A 17835-nucleotide genomic window follows, 5' to 3' on the forward strand; every position below is an offset into this window, starting at 1 on the left:
TCAGCGTGGAGCCGCCACGGCCCGTGCAGGTCCAGCCGCCACCGGCCATCCCCGTACCGACACCATCACCACCACCTCGCCCGGCGGCTTCGAGCTATCCGGACGAGCGTGAAGGGCGGGCCCTCGTCACCAGCTACCTGCCCATGCCCCTGAAGGACAGGGATGGATGGGCGGCCGACATCTTTGCGGCCTTCGCCGCGCTGCGCCTGCCCCCGACGCCCGACAACATCTGCGCGGCCATTGCAGTGATCGAACAGGAATCCACCTTCCAGGCGGATCCCGAAGTCGCCGGTTTGTCGCGCATCGTCTGGAAGGAGATCGACAGCCGGCGGGAGCGTCTGCATCTGCCGAAGCTCCTGGTGGATGCAGCCCTGCTCAAGACTTCGCCGGACGGTCGCAGCTACAAGGCACGTATCGACAGCCTGCGCACCGAGAAGCAGATGAACGCGCTGTTCGACGACATGATCTCGGAGCTGCCGGCGGGCAAGGCCCTGCTGGGAGGATACAACCCGGTCCGGACCGGTGGCCCGATGCAGGTCAGCGTGGCCTTTGCCGAAGAGCACGTGAAGGAGAAGGGCTATCCCTATCCGCGGCACGGCAGCGTGCGTGACGAAGTGTTCACCCGTCGCGGCGGGCTCTACTTCGGCATCGCGATCCTGCTCGATTACCCGGCGCCCTATACCCAGCCCCTGTACCGCTTTGCGGACTTCAATGCGGGCCGCTACAGCAGCCGCAATGCGGCCTTCCAGGATGCCGTGTCGAAGCTCGCCAACCGAGCCCTGGCCCTGGACGGCGACTTGCTGCGCTACACCGATGGCGCCCCCGCTGCCGAACCCAGTGCGACGCTGTCGGCGCTGCAGGGCCTGACCGGCCAGCTAGGCCTGTCCCGGTCGGAAATTCAGCGCGACCTGCGCCTTGAGAAGATGGCCCGCTTTGCCGGCACACCTCTTTACGCCCGCGTGTTTGCCTTGGCCGACGCCCGCGCCGGAACCCGCCTGCCCCGCGAGATGATGCCCCGGATCGATCTGAAGAGCCCCAAGATTCAGCGCAAGCTGACCACCGCCTGGTTTGCCGACCGGGTGGATGCACGCCATCGCACCTGTCTCGGACGTAACCGATCAGCCGCCCCCTGAGCACAAGCCGGCGGGCTCAATCCTTGATCCAGACCGTGGGCGTAGGGCTAAGGCGGGTTTTACAATCGAGTACATGCCACGCCCTTCAGGCGTGGTTTAATTTGCGCCAAAACAACGACCGTGGGAGATAAGCACATGAACTATCAGGAGCAGTACGCAGCAAAACGCGTCACGCCGGCCGAGGCCGTCCGCAACGTGCATAACGGCGACACCATCGTGGTGCCGACCGCCGTTGCCGAACCGCCTGCCCTTCTTACCGCACTGTCCGAGCACCGCCGTGATTTCCGCGATGTGAAGGTGTCCCAGATCCTGGCCGTTCGCAAGTTCGGCTATCTGGATCCCACGACCGCCGAGCACGTCCGCCACGTCGCCTACTTCTTCAGTGGCGCCACCCGTCCGGGCTTCCGTGAGGGCGTGGTCGACTTCACGCCGAGCTATTTTTCCGAGATGCCCCAGCTGATCGAACGCGGCCTGATGCCTGCCGAGGTGGTGTTCACCCAGGTCTCGCCGATGGATCAGCACGGTTACTTCTCCCTGGGCATCGCGGCCGACTACACCATGGCAGCCATCCGCAAGGCCCGTGCCGTGATCGTCGAAGTCAACGAAAACGTGCCCTTTGCCTTTGGCAACTGCCACCTTCACATCTCCCAGGTCACCGCCCTGGTCGAAAACAACGAGCCTGTTCTCGAAGTCGGTCTTCCCACCATCGGCCCCGTCCAGGAAGCCATCGGCAAATACGTCGCCGACCTGATCGACGATGGTTCCACGCTCCAGATCGGCTACGGCGGCATTCCGGACGCAGTGGTGATGCAGCTCACCCACAAGAAGGATCTGGGCATCCACACCGAGATGATCGGCGACGGCATCCTGACCCTCGTGGAATCCGGCGCGGTCACCAATCGGCGCAAGAACTACCTGCCGGGCAAGATGGTGGCCACCTTTGCACTCGGCTCCAAGAAGCTCTACGACTGGGTTGATCGCAACCCGATGTTCGAAATGCATCCGGTGGATTTCACCAATGACCCCTATCTGGCCGGCCAGAACGACAATCTGATCGCCATCAACGCCACCCTGGAAATCGACTTCCTTGGCCAGTGCGGCTCCGAGAGCCTGGGCCCCATCCCCTACTCGGGCACCGGTGGCCAGGCCGACTTCGTCCGTGCCGCCAACCGTTCCAAGGGCGGCAAGGCCTTCATCGTCCTGCCCTCCACGGCCAAGGACGGCGCCATCTCGCGAATCGTTCCGACCCTGACGCCGGGCACCCACGTGTCCACCAGCAAGAACGACATCAACTACGTGGTGACCGAATACGGCGTGGCGCAACTGCGTGGCAAGACGGCCAAGCAGCGCTGCCAGGCCCTGATCGCCATCGCCCACCCGGACTTCCGTGCCGAACTGACTGAGTCCGCCAAGAAGATGCACCTGCTGTAATCCGGCATCGCACCAACGACAACGCCCCGGTTTTTCCGGGGCGTTGTCGTTTTACCCAGCAGATCGCGGGATGGGCGAATCCACCCGGCGGGGAATGCCCTTCAGGGCATTTCGGCTTCGAGGGTGAAGGTGGCACCATCGTCCAGCCCCAGCACGGACACCAGGTAGGGCATCACCCTCTTCAGCGTGGCCGGCAGCGTCCAGGGCGGGTTGATGATGAAGAGACCACTGCCATGCATGCCAAAACCGTCGTCCGACGGCTTGCGCACATCCAGGCTCACATGCAACCAGCTGGTGATCGGCAGACGCTTGAGCTTGTCCGGCAGCTCCCGGGACTGCATGGAGTGCAGTTTGGGGTACCACACCATGTAGGTCCCGGTCGCGAAGCGGCGCAGGCACTCCTTGAGCGCCGCCAGCACAGTGCGGTAGTCGGTCTTGATTTCGTAGGGCGGATCGATCAGCACCAGGGCCCGACGGGTCGGCGGGGGTAAAAAGGCATTGATCCCGGTAAAGCCGTCCTGCTCCAGCACAATGGCCTTGCTGCCCGCCTCATCGAAGGTTTTCTGCAGCAGGCGCCGGTCGGCCGGGTGCAGCTCAAACAGGCGCATGCGGTCCTCTTCCCGTAGCAGGGGTGCCGCACAGCACGGCGAACCCGGGTAGAGGCGCAGCTTGCCGCTCTCGTTGAGATCGCGCACGAGCTTCAGATAGCTCTTCAGCTCCTTGGGCACATCCTTGCGCCCGAGCAGTCGGCCCACGCCGTCCTCGAACTCGGCGTTCTTGCGGGCAAAGGCCTCATCGAGGGAATAGCACCCCGCACCTGCATGGGTATCGATGTACCAGTAAGGCTTGTCCTTCTGATTGAAATACTCAAGCAACTGGACGAGGACAAAGTGCTTGAGCACGTCGGCATGGTTGCCGGCGTGAAAGGCATGGCGATAACTCAGCATGGCGGATGCACCCGGACACGGGAACGAAAGATCAGGGGCGCGATGCTACCACCTCCCCCACACCACCGCCTCCCTGCCCGTCACTCGGCGGCATCGTACTTGCGCCGGGAGCCCTTGAACCGGTCCACGGGATACTTGGCCTCGTTCTTGGCAAGCTTGGCCAGCGTGGCGGCCTCCAGATCAATGCCGGCCCGGTCGGCGATCAGGAGGAGATAGAGCAACACGTCAGCACACTCGTCCTCCAGGGCCTCCCGGGCATGCAGCTCGTTCGGCAGATCCGCCACCTCCGCATCGCTCTTCCACTGGGTCAGCTCGAGCAGCTCACCGGCCTCCAGGTTGAGGGACACGATCAGGTTGCGCAAGGAATGGAACTGGGCCCAGTCCCGCGCATCCCGGAAGGCTGCAACCTTTTGGGTCAGTGCGTCCAGATCGGCGGCCACGGCTCAGGTCTTCCTGCTGTCGAGAAACGCGGCCACCGCGAGATCGTGCTCTTGGGACGTGTGGGTCAGGGCCTGGTAGGCCGCCGACAGCTCCAGAATCGAATCAAGACGCGTGGTCTGGGCCTCGCGCATCAGGCGCTTGGTCATGCGCAGGGCCTGGCCCGGATTGGCGGCGATGCGCGTGGCCAAGGCCCGGGCCTCGTCAAGCAGCCGCTCCGCCGGCACCACGCGGGACACCAGCCCGATCTCCAGCGCCTGCCGGGCATCCAGCAGATCACCCGTAAAGCTCATTTCCGCCGCCCGGGCATACCCCACCACCCGCTGCAACAACCATGCACCACCATCGCCCGGGATCAGCCCGAGTTTGACGAAGCTCTCGGCAAAGCTGGCCTTCTCTGACGCAATGCGGATATCGGCCATGCAGGCCAGGTCACACCCTGCGCCGATGGCCGGCCCATTCACCGCGGCAATCGTCGGCACATCGAGACGGTAGAAAGCCAGCGGGATGCGCTGGATACCGTTACGGTAGTTCTCCCGTACCTCCATGCCGCCCCCCGCAGCCAGACCCCGCTTGTCGCGGAAATCCTTGACGTTGCCGCCCGCACAGAAGGCACTGCCCGCCCCCGTCAGGATGACCACCTTCACCGATGCATCCCGCTGAACCCGCTCGCACGCCTCCACCACCGCATCCCACTGGATCTGGCTGGACAGCGCGTTGCGCTCCCCGGGGGCATTCAGGGTCAGGGTGACGATACCGTCCTGTTGTTCAAAAACCACAAAATCGCTTGTTTCCATATTGCACGCCTCCTCGCTTTGCCGGCAGCGCCCATCGTCCTGAGAGGCCCGCCGTATGGGTCTAAGCCCTTCTTTCCCTTGCCGAATCTGACCCACAATGAGTCCGGCTCCCCTTGCACTCGAACGTTACCCTGTTATTATGGCGCGCTCTTCAGTCGGCCATTCGGCGGCACGGCTGAAACCACCATAACAGGAAAATAACATGCCGATTTATCGCCTCGGAGAACGCGCCCCGGAGATGCAGGAGGGTGTATGGATTGCCGACAACGCGACCGTCATTGGTGACGTTCGCCTCGGCAAGAATGTCAACGTATGGTTCGGTGCGATTCTCCGGGGAGACAACGACCCGATCACCATCGGCGAAAACACCAACGTGCAGGATGGCTCCGTGCTGCATACGGATGACGGCGTGCCCCTGGACATCGGTGCCAACGTCACCATCGGCCACAAGGTCATGCTGCACGGCTGCACCATTGGCGAAGGCTCCCTGATCGGCATCAATGCCGTGGTCCTCAACCGGGCGGTGATTGGCAAGAACTGCCTGATCGGTGCGAATTCACTGATTCCCGAAGGCAAGGTGATTCCCGAGCGCTCGCTGGTATGCGGCTCGCCGGGCCGCATCATCCGCGAACTCACCGACCACGAGATCAGCCGTCTCAAGGCCAGCGCCGACGGCTACGTGGAGAATGCCCTGCGCTACCAGGAAGAGCTGGTCAAGCTGTAAGCGCTGCACGCCCGGCAAGGACGACACAGGGCTGGATGTCCGCGGACACCCGGCCCTGTTGCATTCACTGCAGCGTGAGAATCACCGGTTGATGATCCGAGGCCGCCGTGGCCTGGTCCACCGACACGGCTTCCACCCGGTCCACCAGATCGGCGCTGACAAAGAAATAGTCGCAGCAATAGGCGTGGTCGGGCCACTCGGCCCCGTTGAGCCCCACCGTATTGAGATGCGGGATATCGCCATAGCAGGCGCGCCAGGCGTCCTCCCAGCCTGACACGTCGGCGCTGATGGGCGCGGTCATGCGGTAGAACTCCGGGCTGCCCGGCTCGCAGTTGAAATCCCCGCACACCAGGGCCGATGCCGGGCGCGGCCACACCGCAAACGGCGAATCGGGCGCACAGTCCCGCCCTGCCTGGCCGCCCATGCTGGCGAGGCGCACTGCGTCGCACTGCAGGGTATGCAGGGCCACAATCTGGGTCATGCGCTGGATCCGCGAGTAATACTCCAGATGGGTGTTGAGCACCCGCAGGGCACCGGCAGGCGTATCCACCACCACCTCCAGGCAAACCCGCGGCATGCTCGGCACCCCCTCTTCCGGCGGGCGCGGCAGACTATGGCGAAATACCTGACCCACCGGCAGACGAGACAGGGTCAGGTTACCGAAGCGGCTCCTGCCGCCGGCGCCATCGGGCACATCCACCCCGGCCGCGAAGTGGGCGCTGTAGCCCGGAAAGGCGGCAGCCAGCAGCGCCACTTCATCAAGGGGCTGGCCACCATCGTGGAGGCCGGCAAAGCCGATGGACACCTCCTGCAGGCACAGTACGTCGAACTCGCCCAGCGTGCGGATGGCGGCAACCGTGCGCTGCAGATCCACAACGCCATCTGCGCCGCGGCCCCACTGAATGTTCCAGCTCAATAGCTTCATTGAAAAAACCCGTTCTCCATGGTCATCGATCCACGCCGGCCAAGCCGTAACGGGATCGTTGGAATCGAGCATAACAAGGCCGCGCGTCCGCCTCCTCCCCTATCCGCGCACTGCCGTGCTCAATTGCCGAAAGCCCTGCAGGTGCATGAAAAATCCGGGATTTTTGTCACGCTGACAGGCCGCCCAGGAACGCCCCGGCACGCTCAAGACGGTCACTGCCCTGCCGTAAACCCGCATGTCACCCGCCAACGGCCACCCCCATGAGCACACCCCAAGAACTCGTCGCCTGCGTCGAAAGGCTCGCCAGCCTCCCCGCCGTCTATCACCGCATCCGCGCCCTTCTCGACGATCCCGACAGCTCCGTGCAGGATCTCGCCAATGCGGTATCCAGTGATGCAGGCATCACCGCCCGCGTGCTGCGGGCCGTCAACAGCGTCCTGTATGGCTTTCCGGGCAAGATCGAGACCGTCGCACGGGCGGTCAACCTGATGGGCATGCAACAGGTCCATGATCTGGTCCTCAGCACCTCGGTGATCGGCGCCTTCTCCGGCATCCGCCCCGCACGCATGCACATGATCCGCTTCTGGAAGGACTGCGTGTTCCGCGGGCTGGCGGCCCGGGCAGCCGCCCGCGAACTGGGCATCGGCGATCCGGAACGCATGTTTGTGGAAGGGCTGCTTGCCGACATCGGCCACCTGGTGATGTTCCAGGCCGTACCGGAGGCCGCCGATGCCGCCCTGACCGAATCCCGCCGCAGTCAGGCGCCCATTCACCAGATCGAGGACGACATCGTCGGCTGCAATTTCGCCGAAGTGGGCGCAGCCCTGGCCACCGCCTGGCACCTGCCCTCCGGCTTCGCGACCGCCATCGGCGCCCAGCTCAACCCGGCAATGGGTGGCCCCCATGCCACCGAGGCGGCCCTTCTCAACGTGGCCAACCAGATCCTCGCCACCGAGGAAGATGCCGGCACCGACCCCGATGAAGCCGCCCTCGCGCTGATCGACCCCATGACCCTTGCCCGCTTCGAGATCGAGGTCAACCGGCTGGCGGCCATCCGCGCCGCCGCCCGGGAGGAAAGCGCTGCCGTCATCGCCCTGTTCTTTCCCGGTCAGGGCTGATTGGCCACCCCGGAGCCTGTTCAGAGCCGGCGGAAGACCGTCTCCAGGGGCTCCCCGGCCATCACGCTGCCCCGCCACGCCACCGTGGTGCTCGGCTCGATCACGTCGTAGGCCCGCGACACCCATCCGGCCATGGGCACCTCCGAACCGTGCAACACGCTCACGTCCCCCCCTTCCGGGAGCGACATGCCGAGCCGGATCGGTCCGTTGGACACGATCAGGCCGTCGGGAGTGCAGGTGACGTTGCAGTCCTCGCTGAAATGCCAGTACAGGCTGACGCTCTGCGACGCGCTGCCCAGGACCTGATCCTGCACGGTGAGGCAGGTACCGCGACTATCCATCTGCCAACTGCGGCGGTGCACCGGCTTGCCCGGCAGGCGGCGATAGCCATCGTGCTCGGCCACCAGACGATCCGCGCCGCTGGCGGCAACACCGGCCCGCTCAAGCAGTGTCGTGCGAAAGCGCCGCAGCCACACGAAACGCCCCCCGGACACGGCCTGGTCGTCCCTCCCCAGCACCAGCGTATTGTGCATGGCGGTCCCCCGAAAGCCGTGCCGCCACTTCGCCGGCCCGTGGTAGGTTCCCGTCCCCGGATCAATCAGAAACTGCCGCCCCGCCACGGACAGGGTGAAGGACAGGGCATCCGCGTGGCCATGGGCTGCAACGCCCCCGAGGCCCAGCGGCCCCGCATCCGCCACCACCCGGAACTCGTCAGGCGTGTCCAGCCGGCTCCCCAGCACAAACACACCCCCTTCCGGGAAATCCGTGCGGCGGGTCGCCGGCGCCCCCTTCAGCAACAAGGTGTCGAAGCGTGAGCAGGCATCCGCCCCCAGCAGCCACACCGTGCGCGTGTCCAGCACCCCGGCCTTGCGCGCCAGGGACGGATTGCCAAACAACAGGGCGCCGGTGGCCAGTTGGGAATGGAAAGGGCAACCCCCTGCACCCAATGACAAACCCGACACCACGCCATCGTCCGCATCGCCAAAAGAAGGGACGTTGCCACCCGCATCCATGATGCCCGCCACGTACTCGAGCATGGCCTCCATGCGCTGCCAGTAGTCGGTGGAAAAGGGCTTGCCCGACCCCCGCGCAGCCAGACCGGCGAGCAGCAGGAAGTCCCACACGAACTGCTGGTAGCCGGTGGACTGCTCCTTATGCACACCATCCACCGTGCACTGGCGCAGCACCTCCCGCTCCAGCCCTTCCCGGCCCGCCCGCCGCCACAAACGGGCTTCAGGCCACAAGGGCCACGTTGCCCCCGCCACGTATAGCCCCGCCAGCTCGCCGATCAAGGCGTGACCGCCGTTCGACTCGCGGGAACGGAAGCCGCGGATGAACTCCGCATGCCGCCACACACTGCTGAGCCAGTCGATGCGCAGCACCTTGCCCACCGGACGCTCGAAGAGCGGTGACTGCATGCCGCCGATCAGTTGCCACACGGTGGCCCAGTTGATCAGACGGATGGCCGCCTCAAGGGCGCTCGACCAGTTGGCCCCCCGCGGATGGGGGCACTGGACAAACCAGCTCTCCAGGAGCAGCGCGATCCCGTCCAGGTAGCGCTCCCGCCCGGTGAGCTGCCAGGCCTGGGCCAGCACCACCAGCTCCCGATGGCGATTGAGTTCGCGCAAGTATTTGATGTCACCAAACGCCGCCGCATCGTGCACGTCCATCCGCCTGCCGTCCCCCAGGGGAAGCAGCACCTCCTTGTCCGGGTTGCGGTTCCACTCGGGCGGAAAACCCAGCCCCAGCAGGCGCGAGAACACCCGCCATTGCCCGGAAAGCACCTCGTCGGCACGTTTGAGGGCAAGCCCGTGGAAGGCCGGCTCCAGCTTCGGCAACCAGACCGCCCCCGCCTTCTCCAGGCGTGCCGCAGGCACCGCGGCCAACCTGGCCGGGCGCCGCCGCACCACGGCCCGGCTTGCCGATGAACCGGCGCGCTCGACGATCTCTGCAACAGACATGCAGCGCAGCCGGTTCCAATACCACCCCACCTGGGTCAAGCTCGACATACGGTTGTTCACTCCACGCAGGGCCAGCCCATGGGCCACACTCGAATTTGTCAAAATCATCCCCGCAGCGGCAGCTGCGGCAGAGCACGAAGACGCGCCAGCATCGGGAACACCCGGTTACTCCCCTGATGGGTGTCGCAAAATCGACCCCCACACCGGCACAAACATCAACTTCCCTGTCACAACGCCAACATAAATCCCAAATCTGCCAGCAAAGTTATCACCTCCTGCGTTTTGGTCAAATACTTTGTTTTTGCAGTTTGTATCAATTTACAAGACCCACTGGCGCCATCACCCGGGCAAACCCCGTCTCAAGCCCCGATCCACGCGGCGAACTGGGCACGGAGCTCCACCATCACCCGCCGCCCCAGCGCCCGGGCAATCCCCCCGCATAGGCGTTTCGGATAGACTTCATTGGCCGCCCTCTCACCCCAAGGAGCCCCCCATGTCCAGCCTCCGCTACATCGACGCCCTGACCCTCGCCCCCGTGCCGCGCCTGGATACGGGCCTTGATGCCTCCCTGTCGGCACCGCGGCGGGCCGTCAGCCGAAGTGCCGACACCCCGCCGGACGCTCCGGCCGCGGCAGTGGACGGCAATGCCCTGCTGTCCTTCGTGGATGGCATCACGCCCCAGCAACGGGACGACGTGCTGTTCTCGGTTCAACTGGCCCTGCGGGGCGCCAGCGGGGCCTTCGACCGCTTTGCGCAGACCGAAGCCTGGTACAGGAAGTACACCGAGATCCTTGAGCGGCTGGGCTGGACATCGGAGCAGTTTGCCTTTGCCCGCCACGACCAGCAGGACGGCGAGCTGCGCATGGATCAGGCCGCCCTCGCCCTGATCGCGGCCATTGCCACCCAGAACCAGCTGGCGGTGCTCAACGAGGCGATCCAGGCGCTGGAGACCCTGGCCGAGGACGACAAGACCCTGCGCCTTTTCGACTTCCACACCTCGACCCAGGCCAGCGGCAACTTCCAGATCGGTGCCGTGCAGGCCGCCAGCAACGGCGCCCTGTCCCTGGCCCTGGGCGCGTTCTACTTCAAGAGCCACGATGCGCGCCGGCGTTTCCTGTTCTTCAAGTGGGGCGCCCAGCAACTGGAATTCTGGACCGCCGCCCAGCGCCTGACCCTCAACACCACCCAGTACGCCACCCTGCGCGAGGCGGTGCAGCGCAAGCTGGGCGTGGAGGCCCAGGACTTCATTGCCGAGCTTCCCCTCTGAGCAGACGAAAGGGCGAATTCAAGCGCAAGGAAGCGGATGCGCGGGCCGGCCGGGCGAGCTAGATTGAAGACCCTCGACCCCCTTCCGGAAAGGCAGGCTCCCATGCCGGGCCCAACACCCTCCAAGACCGCCCGAACCGCCCGCGCCACCCAGGTCGTCGCCGACCCGCGTTGGGCGGCCGTTCTTGCCCGGGATGGCAAGGCCGATGGCCACTTCTTCTATGCGGTGAGCACCACCGGGGTGTACTGCCGCCCCTCCTGCGGAGCCCGTCAGCCGCGGCCCGAGAACGTCGCCTTCTTCGCCACCGCGGCTGACGCTGCCGCCGCGGGCTTTCGCCCGTGCCGGCGCTGCCAGCCGGACCAGCCGCCCCTGGCCGAACGCCACGCGGCGCTGGTCACCACCCTGTGCCGCCATCTGGAGCAGGCCGAAACCCCACCCTCCCTGGCAATGCTGGCCCACGAGGCCGGCTTCAGCCCCTGGCATATGCACCGGATCTTCAAGGCCGCCACGGGGCTCACCCCCCGTCAGTACGCGGCCGCCCTGCGCACCCACCGGGTGCAAGCCCGCCTGACCCAGGGCGAGAGCGTGACCGAAGCGCTGCACGGGGCCGGCTTCGGCTCGGCGTCGGGCTTCTATGCCCATTCCGCCGCGCTGCTCGGCATGGCGCCGGGCCGCTATCGGGCCGGCGGCGCCGAGGCCCACATCCGCTACGCCATCGGGCACAGCAGCCTGGGCTGTGTGCTGGTTGCCGCCAGCCCTGCCGGCATCTGCGCCATCAGCCTGGGCGATGGGCCGGAGGCACTGGTCGAAGGGCTCCACGCCCGCTTCCCCCAGGCGCGCCTGACGGGGGGCGACCCGGCCTTCGCGTCACTGCTCGCCCGGGTCATCGAACGGGTGGAGGACCCGGCGAGCGCAGCCGCCCTGCCCCTGGACATCCGTGGCACAGCCTTTCAGCAGCGCGTCTGGCAGGCGCTTCAGGCCATCCCCCCGGGCAGCACCCTCAGCTACACCGAACTCGCCCAACGGATCGGGGCGCCCCACGCCGTGCGTGCGGTCGCCGGGGCCTGTGCCGCCAACCTGCTGGCGGTGGTCATTCCCTGCCACCGGGTGGTGCGCAACGACGGCGCCCTGGCCGGCTACCGCTGGGGCATTGAGCGCAAGCGCGCCCTGCTGGACAGGGAGGCCGGGCATTGACCCTTCCCGGCCAAGCGGTGGCGGAATGCACCCTGCCTCTGCCCGCCACCTACCGCCGCGCCGATCTGCTGGCCTTCCACGCCCGCGACCCGCACGGCCTGGCCGAGCGCGTCTACGCCGATGGAATGGACAAGGGGCTGATGTGGCAGGGCCGGCCCGCGCGGCTCAGCCTGCGCTTCCAGGAAGGCGCTGCCCGACTGCAGCTCCATGTGGACGGCCCGGCCATGGAGACCAAAGCGGATTTCCGTGCCTGGGCGAGCCGCCTCCTGGGCCTGGACCAGCCGGTCGCGGTCTTCGAAGCGGCCCTGTCCGCGCACCCCCTGCTCGGCCCCTTGATCCGCGCCTGCCCCGACCTGCGCATCCCCCAGGCCGCCACACCCTTCGAGGCCCTGGCCTGGGCCATCATCGGGCAACAGATCAGCCTGGCCGCGGCCATCACCCTGCGCAGCCGCTTCATCACGGCGTGTGGTCGTCGCCGGAGCGAGCTGGCCTGCTTCCCGGATGCCGACGCGGTGCTCGCCGTATCAGCCGCCCGACTCACCGACGCAGGCCTTTCCCGCAGCAAGGCCAGCGCGATCCTGGCGGTGGCCGAGGGTGTCCGTGACGGCAGCCTGCCACTGGATGACTGGTGGAACCACCCGGCGCCGCCCGGGATGATCCGGGAACGGCTGCTGGCCATCCACGGCATTGGCCCATGGACGACTGACTACACCCTGCTGCGCGGCTTTGGCCATCCGGATGCCTCCCTCCATGGGGACGTGGCCGTGCGACGCGGCCTGCAGACCCTGCTCCGGCTCGCGGAGAAACCCTCCGCCGCCGACACGGCCGCGTGGCTGGAAACCTTCTCGCCCTGGCGCACCCTGGTGGCCGCCCATCTTTGGCGCCTGGGGTGACGACATAGCCCCCATCTCCGCGTCATCTCGGGCAGTCGTGGCAGGGGATGTTCAACAGGTGGAGGCAACACTGGCGGCGCCCCCAGCGGGGGACGTCAGATTGATAAGCACGCGCCGGCCCATTCCCCATGAGAATCAAGGCTCTGGCGTATCCCCAAGGCGGCCAGCCTTGATTTTTGCACCTGGATTGCCTACTAAATGTAGTAGAAAAAAACTTTTAAGCACACTATTGATTTTTTCAAGTTATTGATTTTAAACAACTAAAAAATTTGTGCAAATTTAAAGCTTCGAGGTAAGCTATGCGCCGTCCCACACACCTCCCGATCAGCCAGAAAAAAGCCATGACCGCCACGACGAAACCCGCCAAAGTCCAGCCCGCCTCTGCCGCCAACCTCGAACCGCAGGAGATCTCCGGCGAGGTTCTGCTCGAGAAATACGCCAAAGGCAACGAGCAGAATGTTGCCGATGTCCGTCTGCGCGTCGCCCGCGCCCTGGCCGCGATGGAAGCGGAAGACAAGCGCGCCTTCTGGGAGGCACGCTTTCTCGAAGCCCAGGAGCGCGGTTTCGTACCCGCCGGCCGCATCAACTCGGCCGCCGGCACCAATCTGGCTGCCACGCTGATCAACTGCTTTGTACAGCCGGTGGGCGACTCCATCACCGAGTCCGTGGACGGCCGCTGCGGCATCTACACCGCGCTGGCCCAATCTGCTGAAACCATGCGCCGGGGTGGCGGTGTCGGCTACGACTTCTCTTCCATTCGCCCCAAGGGTGCGATGGTGCGGGGCACCCAGTCCAACGCCTCGGGCCCAGTGTCCTACATGCGTGTGTTCGACCGCTCCTGCGAGACCGTCGAGTCCGCCGGCTCCCGCCGTGGCGCCCAAATGGGTGTGCTGCGCTGCGACCACCCGGACATCGAAGACTTCATCCACGCCAAGGATCACGGCGATCTGACCAACTTCAACGTCTCCATCGCCGTGACCGACCAGTTCATGCAGGCGGTTGAGGCGGGTGGCGACGTGGAACTGGCCCACAAGGCCGAGCCCTCCGCCGACATCAAGGCGGCCGGCGGCTACCAGCGCGAGGATGGCCATTGGGTCTACCGCAAGGTGCCGGCCCGTGACCTGTGGGACCAGGTCATGCGCTCCACCTACGACCATGCCGAGCCGGGCATCCTGTTCCTTGATCGCATGAACAAGGACAACAACCTTTACTACTGCGAAACCATCGAGGCCACCAACCCCTGTGCCGAGCAGCCCCTGCCCTCCTACGGCTGCTGCTGCCTGGGTTCCATCAACCTGACCCTCTACGTCAAGGACGCCTTCAGCGACAAGGCCACCTTCGACTTCGCCGCCTTCGGCAAGACCGTTGAGACCTCCATCCGCATGCTCGACAACGTGCTCGAAGCCACCCACTGGCCTCTTGAGCAGCAGCATGCCGAAGCCCAGTCCAAGCGCCGTGTCGGCCTTGGCTTTACCGGCCTGGGTAACGCCCTGGCCATGCTGCGCCTGCGCTACGACACCGACGAAGCCCGCGCCATGGCCACCCGGATCTCCGAATTCATGCGCGACCAGGCCTACCTGGCCTCCGTCGAACTGGCCCGGGAGCGCGGCGCCTTCCCCCTGTTCAATGCCGATCTCTACCTCTCCGGCGGCAATTTCGCCTCCCGCCTGCCGGCCGAGGTGAAGGACAAGATCCGTAAGCACGGCCTGCGCAACTCCCACCTGCTGTCCATCGCCCCCACCGGCACGATCAGCCTGGCCTTCGCCGACAACGCCTCCAACGGCATCGAGCCCCCGTTCTCCTATACCTACACCCGCAAGAAGCGCATGGCCGACGGCACCTTCAAGGAGCATGCGGTCGAGGATTACGCCTGGCGCCTGTACAAGCATCTGGGGGGTGATGTCACCAAGCTGCCCGATTACTTCGTGACCGCCCTGGAGATCTCCGCCAAGGCCCACAAGGACATGGTTGCCGCCGTGGCGCCCTATGTGGACACGTCCATCTCCAAGACGGTGAACGTCCCCGCCGACTACCCCTACACCGAGTTCGAGAACCTCTACCTCGACGCCTGGAAGTCCGGCCTCAAGGGGCTGGCCACCTACCGTCCCAACAGCGTGCTGGGCTCCGTGCTGTCGGTCACCCCGAGCAGTGAGCAGAAGCAGCCCCAGGACGTGGAGATGTCCGACGACACCAACCGTCGCCTCTCCATCAAGAGCCTGCCTGCACCGGTGCTGTCCTCCCTGCGCTGGCCCGGCCGCCCGGACCTGCCGGACGGCAACGCCGCCTGGACTTACATGCTCAACACGCCCCAGGGTAACTTCGCCCTCTTCGTCGGCCATATGGATCCGGTCGAGGACAGCCCCGCCAAGGGCGCCTTCCCCTTCGAAGTGTGGGTGAACGGTGCCGACCAGCCCCGCGGCCTGGGTGCAGTGGCCAAGACCCTGTCCATGGACATGCGCGCCAACGACCGTGGCTGGCTGAAGCTCAAGCTCGAAGCCCTGTCCAAGACCATCGGCGAGAAGCCCTTCGAACTGCGCTTCCCGCCGCACGGTGAGCAGAAGTTGATGCCCGGCGTGGTGGCCGCCTTTGCCCAGGTGGTGCGCTACCGCTGCGAGAAGCTCAATGCCCTCGACGGCGACCTGCCGACCCCGGTGCTCGACAGCGTGTTCAGCCTGCAGGAGCCCAAGACCGGCACCGACGGCACCCTGTCCTGGACTGTGGATATCCAGAACCCGGCCACCGGCGAAGACTTCGTGCTCGGCCTCAAGGAGATCACCCTGCCGGACGGCGTCACCCGCCCCTACTCCATGTGGCTGTCGGGCAACTACCCGCGCGCCCTGGATGGCCTGTCACGCATCCTGTCCCTGGACATGCGCGTCATGGACCCGGCCTGGATCGGCATGAAACTGCGCAAGCTCATCGACTACCCGGAGCCTCTGGGCGACTTCATGGCCTTCGTACCCGGCACCCGCCGTCAGCAGAACTGGCCCTCTACCGTCGCCTACCTGGCCGCGCTGATCATCCATCGCTACGCCATGCTCGGCGTGCTTGACGAAGCCGGCTACCCGACTCGCGAGATGGGCATTCTCGAAGCCCCCCGCGACGAAAACGAACCCCGGCTGATGCAGGGCGCCCTGTGCGGCGAATGCGGCAACCACTCGGTGATCCGCAAGGACGGCTGCGATTTCTGCACCGCCTGTGGCGCGGTGGGCACCTGCGGCTGACACGGACCGAGGCCTTGGCAATCCCCTCTAGGGGGGTTCGAGGCCTCTTTCAAGCCACAGGGGCAAGCTAACACGGAAAAGGCCCACCTCCCCGGAGGCGGGCCTTTTCCGTGTTTAAGCGAACAAACCAGGCCGGCGCGATTCAGATTCAGATTGAGATTGCGCCGGCTGCCAGCCCGGGCACCTGTGAATGGGCCTCGATAGCGCGATCGACTCCGTTTCCTGACTCAAGCATCAGAGGATTGCCGCAATGCACTCCCTTTGCTCCAGCTCCCTGCCAAGGTGAGCGATCTCGAGACTCAGTGCATCCCTTGAAGAGACGATGCCGAGGGGACGGCCGAAACCGTCCACGACGGGCATGTGCCGGACCCCCGCTTCGTACATCAGATGCAGTGCATGGCCAAACAGCATATCGGCCCGTACCGTTTGCGGGTCTGACGACATGACAGTCCGCACGGGGGTTGCACCAGGATCCCGCCCCTCGGCCATAACCCGGAAAACCAGATCGCGCTCCGTGCAGATTCCCAGCAGACGGCCTGCGCGGTCCACGACAACCGCCGCACCCTGGCCGGCAGCACGCATCATGACCGCCACATCGCGGGCGGGGGTTGCAGGTGTGACGGCCAGGAAGTCCCGGTTGCCAAGGACTTTGGAAACTTTACGAGTGGGCATGTCTGTCTCCTTGCGTGTTTGTCCAAGACAAATATAGCACTCACAAACAAAGTTTCAACGCTGAAAATAATTTATATAAATTATTTTTTAATTTCAATAATTTAATTTAAAAAAGCAAAGGCATAAATTCCGAAACTTGATTTTTGTCTATAACAAAATAAACTCATGACGTGCGGCGGCGCGCTCTCCAAGCTTTTCCCACCGCTCCGCCGTCACCTTGATCTCCTCGTGAGTCTGGCCGGCCCGAAGAGGGTCGGCCGCTTTTTTTGGATGCCGGGCTCTTCACGTATCGACTCATCAGACGATGGAGATCAGGGATGATCACCTTGAAGAGCTGTAGTCTGGCAATGAACGCGGACCTGATACCCCGGCCTGCCCACCCTTGTTCCACGAGCCCCTTTCCATGCCCCTTGGACATCGCCACGACGAACGCCACCGCAGCGACCGCATAGGCTGGTTGCGGGCGGCAGTATTGGGTGCCAACGATGGCATCGTGTCCACCGCAAGCCTGCTCTTGGGGGTCGCTGCGGCGAATGCGAATCACGGCACGGTGGTGCTCACGGGGGTTGCGGGACTGGTTGCCGGGGCAATGTCGATGGCGGCAGGCGAGTACGTCTCGGTACACTCCCAGGCGGATGTCGAGAAGGCCGATCTGTCGCGGGAGAAACTCGAACTGGCGAACGCACCCGATGCGGAGCTTCTGGAGTTGGCGGCGATCTACATAGGGAGAGGGCTTGACCCCGCGCTGGCGCAGCAGGTCGCCCGGCAGCTCACTCAGCACGATGCCCTCGGCGCCCATGCCCGTGATGAACTGGGCCTATCCGACGTGCTCGAAGCACGTCCGATCCAGGCGGCCCTTGCCTCGGCTGCAAGTTTTGCAGCGGGTGCAGCGCTGCCCCTTGGGGTGGCATTGCTGGTCTCCGGTGAGCGCTTGATTCCCACCCTCTCGGCCACCAGCCTGCTCTTTCTTGCCATGCTCGGCGCACTGGCCGCCCGGGCGGGAGGCGCGAGGCCGTGGATCGGTGCGGGCAGGGTGGCCTTTTGGAGCGCCCTTGCCATGGCACTCACGACAGCCATCGGGCGGGCATTCGGTACGGTGCTTTGAGCTTGC

Annotated in this window: 15 protein-coding genes; 9 read left to right on the forward strand and 6 right to left on the reverse strand. The window is 65.3% G+C overall.

The window, feature by feature from the left end:
* Together J0L98_RS09870 and J0L98_RS09875 are read left to right on the forward strand one after the other, a co-directional pair.
* On the forward strand, positions 1 to 1133 hold a 1133-nt coding region (locus J0L98_RS09870; RefSeq protein ID WP_296411576.1), incomplete at its 5' end, for a DUF1615 domain-containing protein.
* Positions 1134 to 1268: 135 nt separating this feature from the next.
* A complete protein-coding gene (locus tag J0L98_RS09875) occupies positions 1269 to 2564 on the forward strand; it encodes an acetyl-CoA hydrolase/transferase C-terminal domain-containing protein (protein ID WP_296411577.1) in 1296 nt (431 codons plus the stop codon).
* 101 nt (positions 2565 to 2665) lie between these two features.
* Here J0L98_RS09875 and rlmJ read toward each other — a convergent pair whose 3' ends face one another.
* The 3 genes from rlmJ to J0L98_RS09890 form a co-directional block, all read right to left on the reverse strand.
* Positions 2666 to 3511 (reverse strand): 23S rRNA (adenine(2030)-N(6))-methyltransferase RlmJ, encoded by an 846-nt coding sequence (gene rlmJ, locus J0L98_RS09880; protein WP_296411578.1) that lies wholly within the window; start codon positions 3509 to 3511, stop codon positions 2666 to 2668.
* Between the two features lie 80 nt (positions 3512 to 3591).
* Positions 3592 to 3951 carry a nucleotide pyrophosphohydrolase gene (locus J0L98_RS09885; RefSeq protein WP_296403020.1) on the reverse strand — a complete coding sequence of 120 codons (360 nt, stop codon included), beginning with the start codon at positions 3949 to 3951 and terminating at the stop codon, positions 3592 to 3594.
* 3 nt (positions 3952 to 3954) lie between these two features.
* Complete coding sequence (locus J0L98_RS09890) at positions 3955 to 4746, reverse strand: crotonase/enoyl-CoA hydratase family protein (RefSeq protein ID WP_296411580.1); 792 nt, start codon at positions 4744 to 4746, stop codon at positions 3955 to 3957.
* 202 nt (positions 4747 to 4948) lie between these two features.
* On the opposite strand from J0L98_RS09890, the gene J0L98_RS09895 reads away from it, so the two are divergent.
* A complete protein-coding gene (locus J0L98_RS09895; protein WP_296411581.1) occupies positions 4949 to 5470 on the forward strand; it encodes a gamma carbonic anhydrase family protein in 522 nt (173 codons plus the stop codon).
* 64 nt (positions 5471 to 5534) lie between these two features.
* Here J0L98_RS09895 and J0L98_RS09900 read toward each other — a convergent pair whose 3' ends face one another.
* Positions 5535 to 6395, reverse strand: a complete 861-nt coding sequence (locus J0L98_RS09900) for an endonuclease/exonuclease/phosphatase family protein (RefSeq protein WP_296411582.1) — start codon at positions 6393 to 6395, stop codon at positions 5535 to 5537.
* A 260-nt stretch (positions 6396 to 6655) separates the two neighbouring features.
* On the opposite strand from J0L98_RS09900, the gene J0L98_RS09905 reads away from it, so the two are divergent.
* Positions 6656 to 7513 carry an HDOD domain-containing protein gene (locus J0L98_RS09905; RefSeq protein ID WP_296411583.1) on the forward strand — a complete coding sequence of 286 codons (858 nt, stop codon included), beginning with the start codon at positions 6656 to 6658 and terminating at the stop codon, positions 7511 to 7513.
* Between the two features lie 20 nt (positions 7514 to 7533).
* On the opposite strand, the gene J0L98_RS09910 is transcribed toward J0L98_RS09905, so the two are convergent.
* Positions 7534 to 9522 (reverse strand): alginate lyase family protein, encoded by a 1989-nt coding sequence (locus tag J0L98_RS09910; protein WP_296411584.1) that lies wholly within the window; start codon positions 9520 to 9522, stop codon positions 7534 to 7536.
* A gap of 445 nt (positions 9523 to 9967) precedes the next feature.
* On the opposite strand from J0L98_RS09910, the gene J0L98_RS09915 reads away from it, so the two are divergent.
* From J0L98_RS09915 to J0L98_RS09930, 4 genes are all read left to right on the forward strand, one after another.
* A complete protein-coding gene (locus J0L98_RS09915) occupies positions 9968 to 10741 on the forward strand; it encodes a hypothetical protein (RefSeq protein ID WP_296411585.1) in 774 nt (257 codons plus the stop codon).
* A gap of 102 nt (positions 10742 to 10843) precedes the next feature.
* Positions 10844 to 11935, forward strand: a complete 1092-nt coding sequence (ada, locus tag J0L98_RS09920) for a bifunctional DNA-binding transcriptional regulator/O6-methylguanine-DNA methyltransferase Ada (protein WP_296411586.1) — start codon at positions 10844 to 10846, stop codon at positions 11933 to 11935.
* Positions 11932 to 12828, forward strand: a complete 897-nt coding sequence (locus tag J0L98_RS09925) for an AlkA N-terminal domain-containing protein (RefSeq protein WP_296411587.1) — start codon at positions 11932 to 11934, stop codon at positions 12826 to 12828. Before ada ends, J0L98_RS09925 begins: the two co-directional genes overlap by 4 nt.
* 341 nt (positions 12829 to 13169) lie before the next feature.
* Positions 13170 to 16052 (forward strand): adenosylcobalamin-dependent ribonucleoside-diphosphate reductase, encoded by a 2883-nt coding sequence (locus tag J0L98_RS09930; protein WP_296411588.1) that lies wholly within the window; start codon positions 13170 to 13172, stop codon positions 16050 to 16052.
* A 234-nt stretch (positions 16053 to 16286) separates the two neighbouring features.
* Here the strand turns inward: J0L98_RS09930 and J0L98_RS09935 are convergent, their stop codons facing one another.
* Positions 16287 to 16724 carry a CBS domain-containing protein gene (locus J0L98_RS09935; RefSeq protein ID WP_296411590.1) on the reverse strand — a complete coding sequence of 146 codons (438 nt, stop codon included), beginning with the start codon at positions 16722 to 16724 and terminating at the stop codon, positions 16287 to 16289.
* A 403-nt stretch (positions 16725 to 17127) separates the two neighbouring features.
* Here J0L98_RS09935 and J0L98_RS09940 point away from each other — a divergent pair, with 403 nt between their 5' ends.
* Entirely contained in the window at positions 17128 to 17829 is a 702-nt protein-coding gene (locus J0L98_RS09940) for a VIT family protein (RefSeq protein WP_296411591.1), read from the forward strand.
* Positions 17830 to 17835 lie beyond the last annotated feature (6 nt).

Origin of the sequence: Zoogloea sp. (assembly GCF_017302315.1) — a bacterium.
Taxonomy (GTDB): domain Bacteria; phylum Pseudomonadota; class Gammaproteobacteria; order Burkholderiales; family Rhodocyclaceae; genus Zoogloea.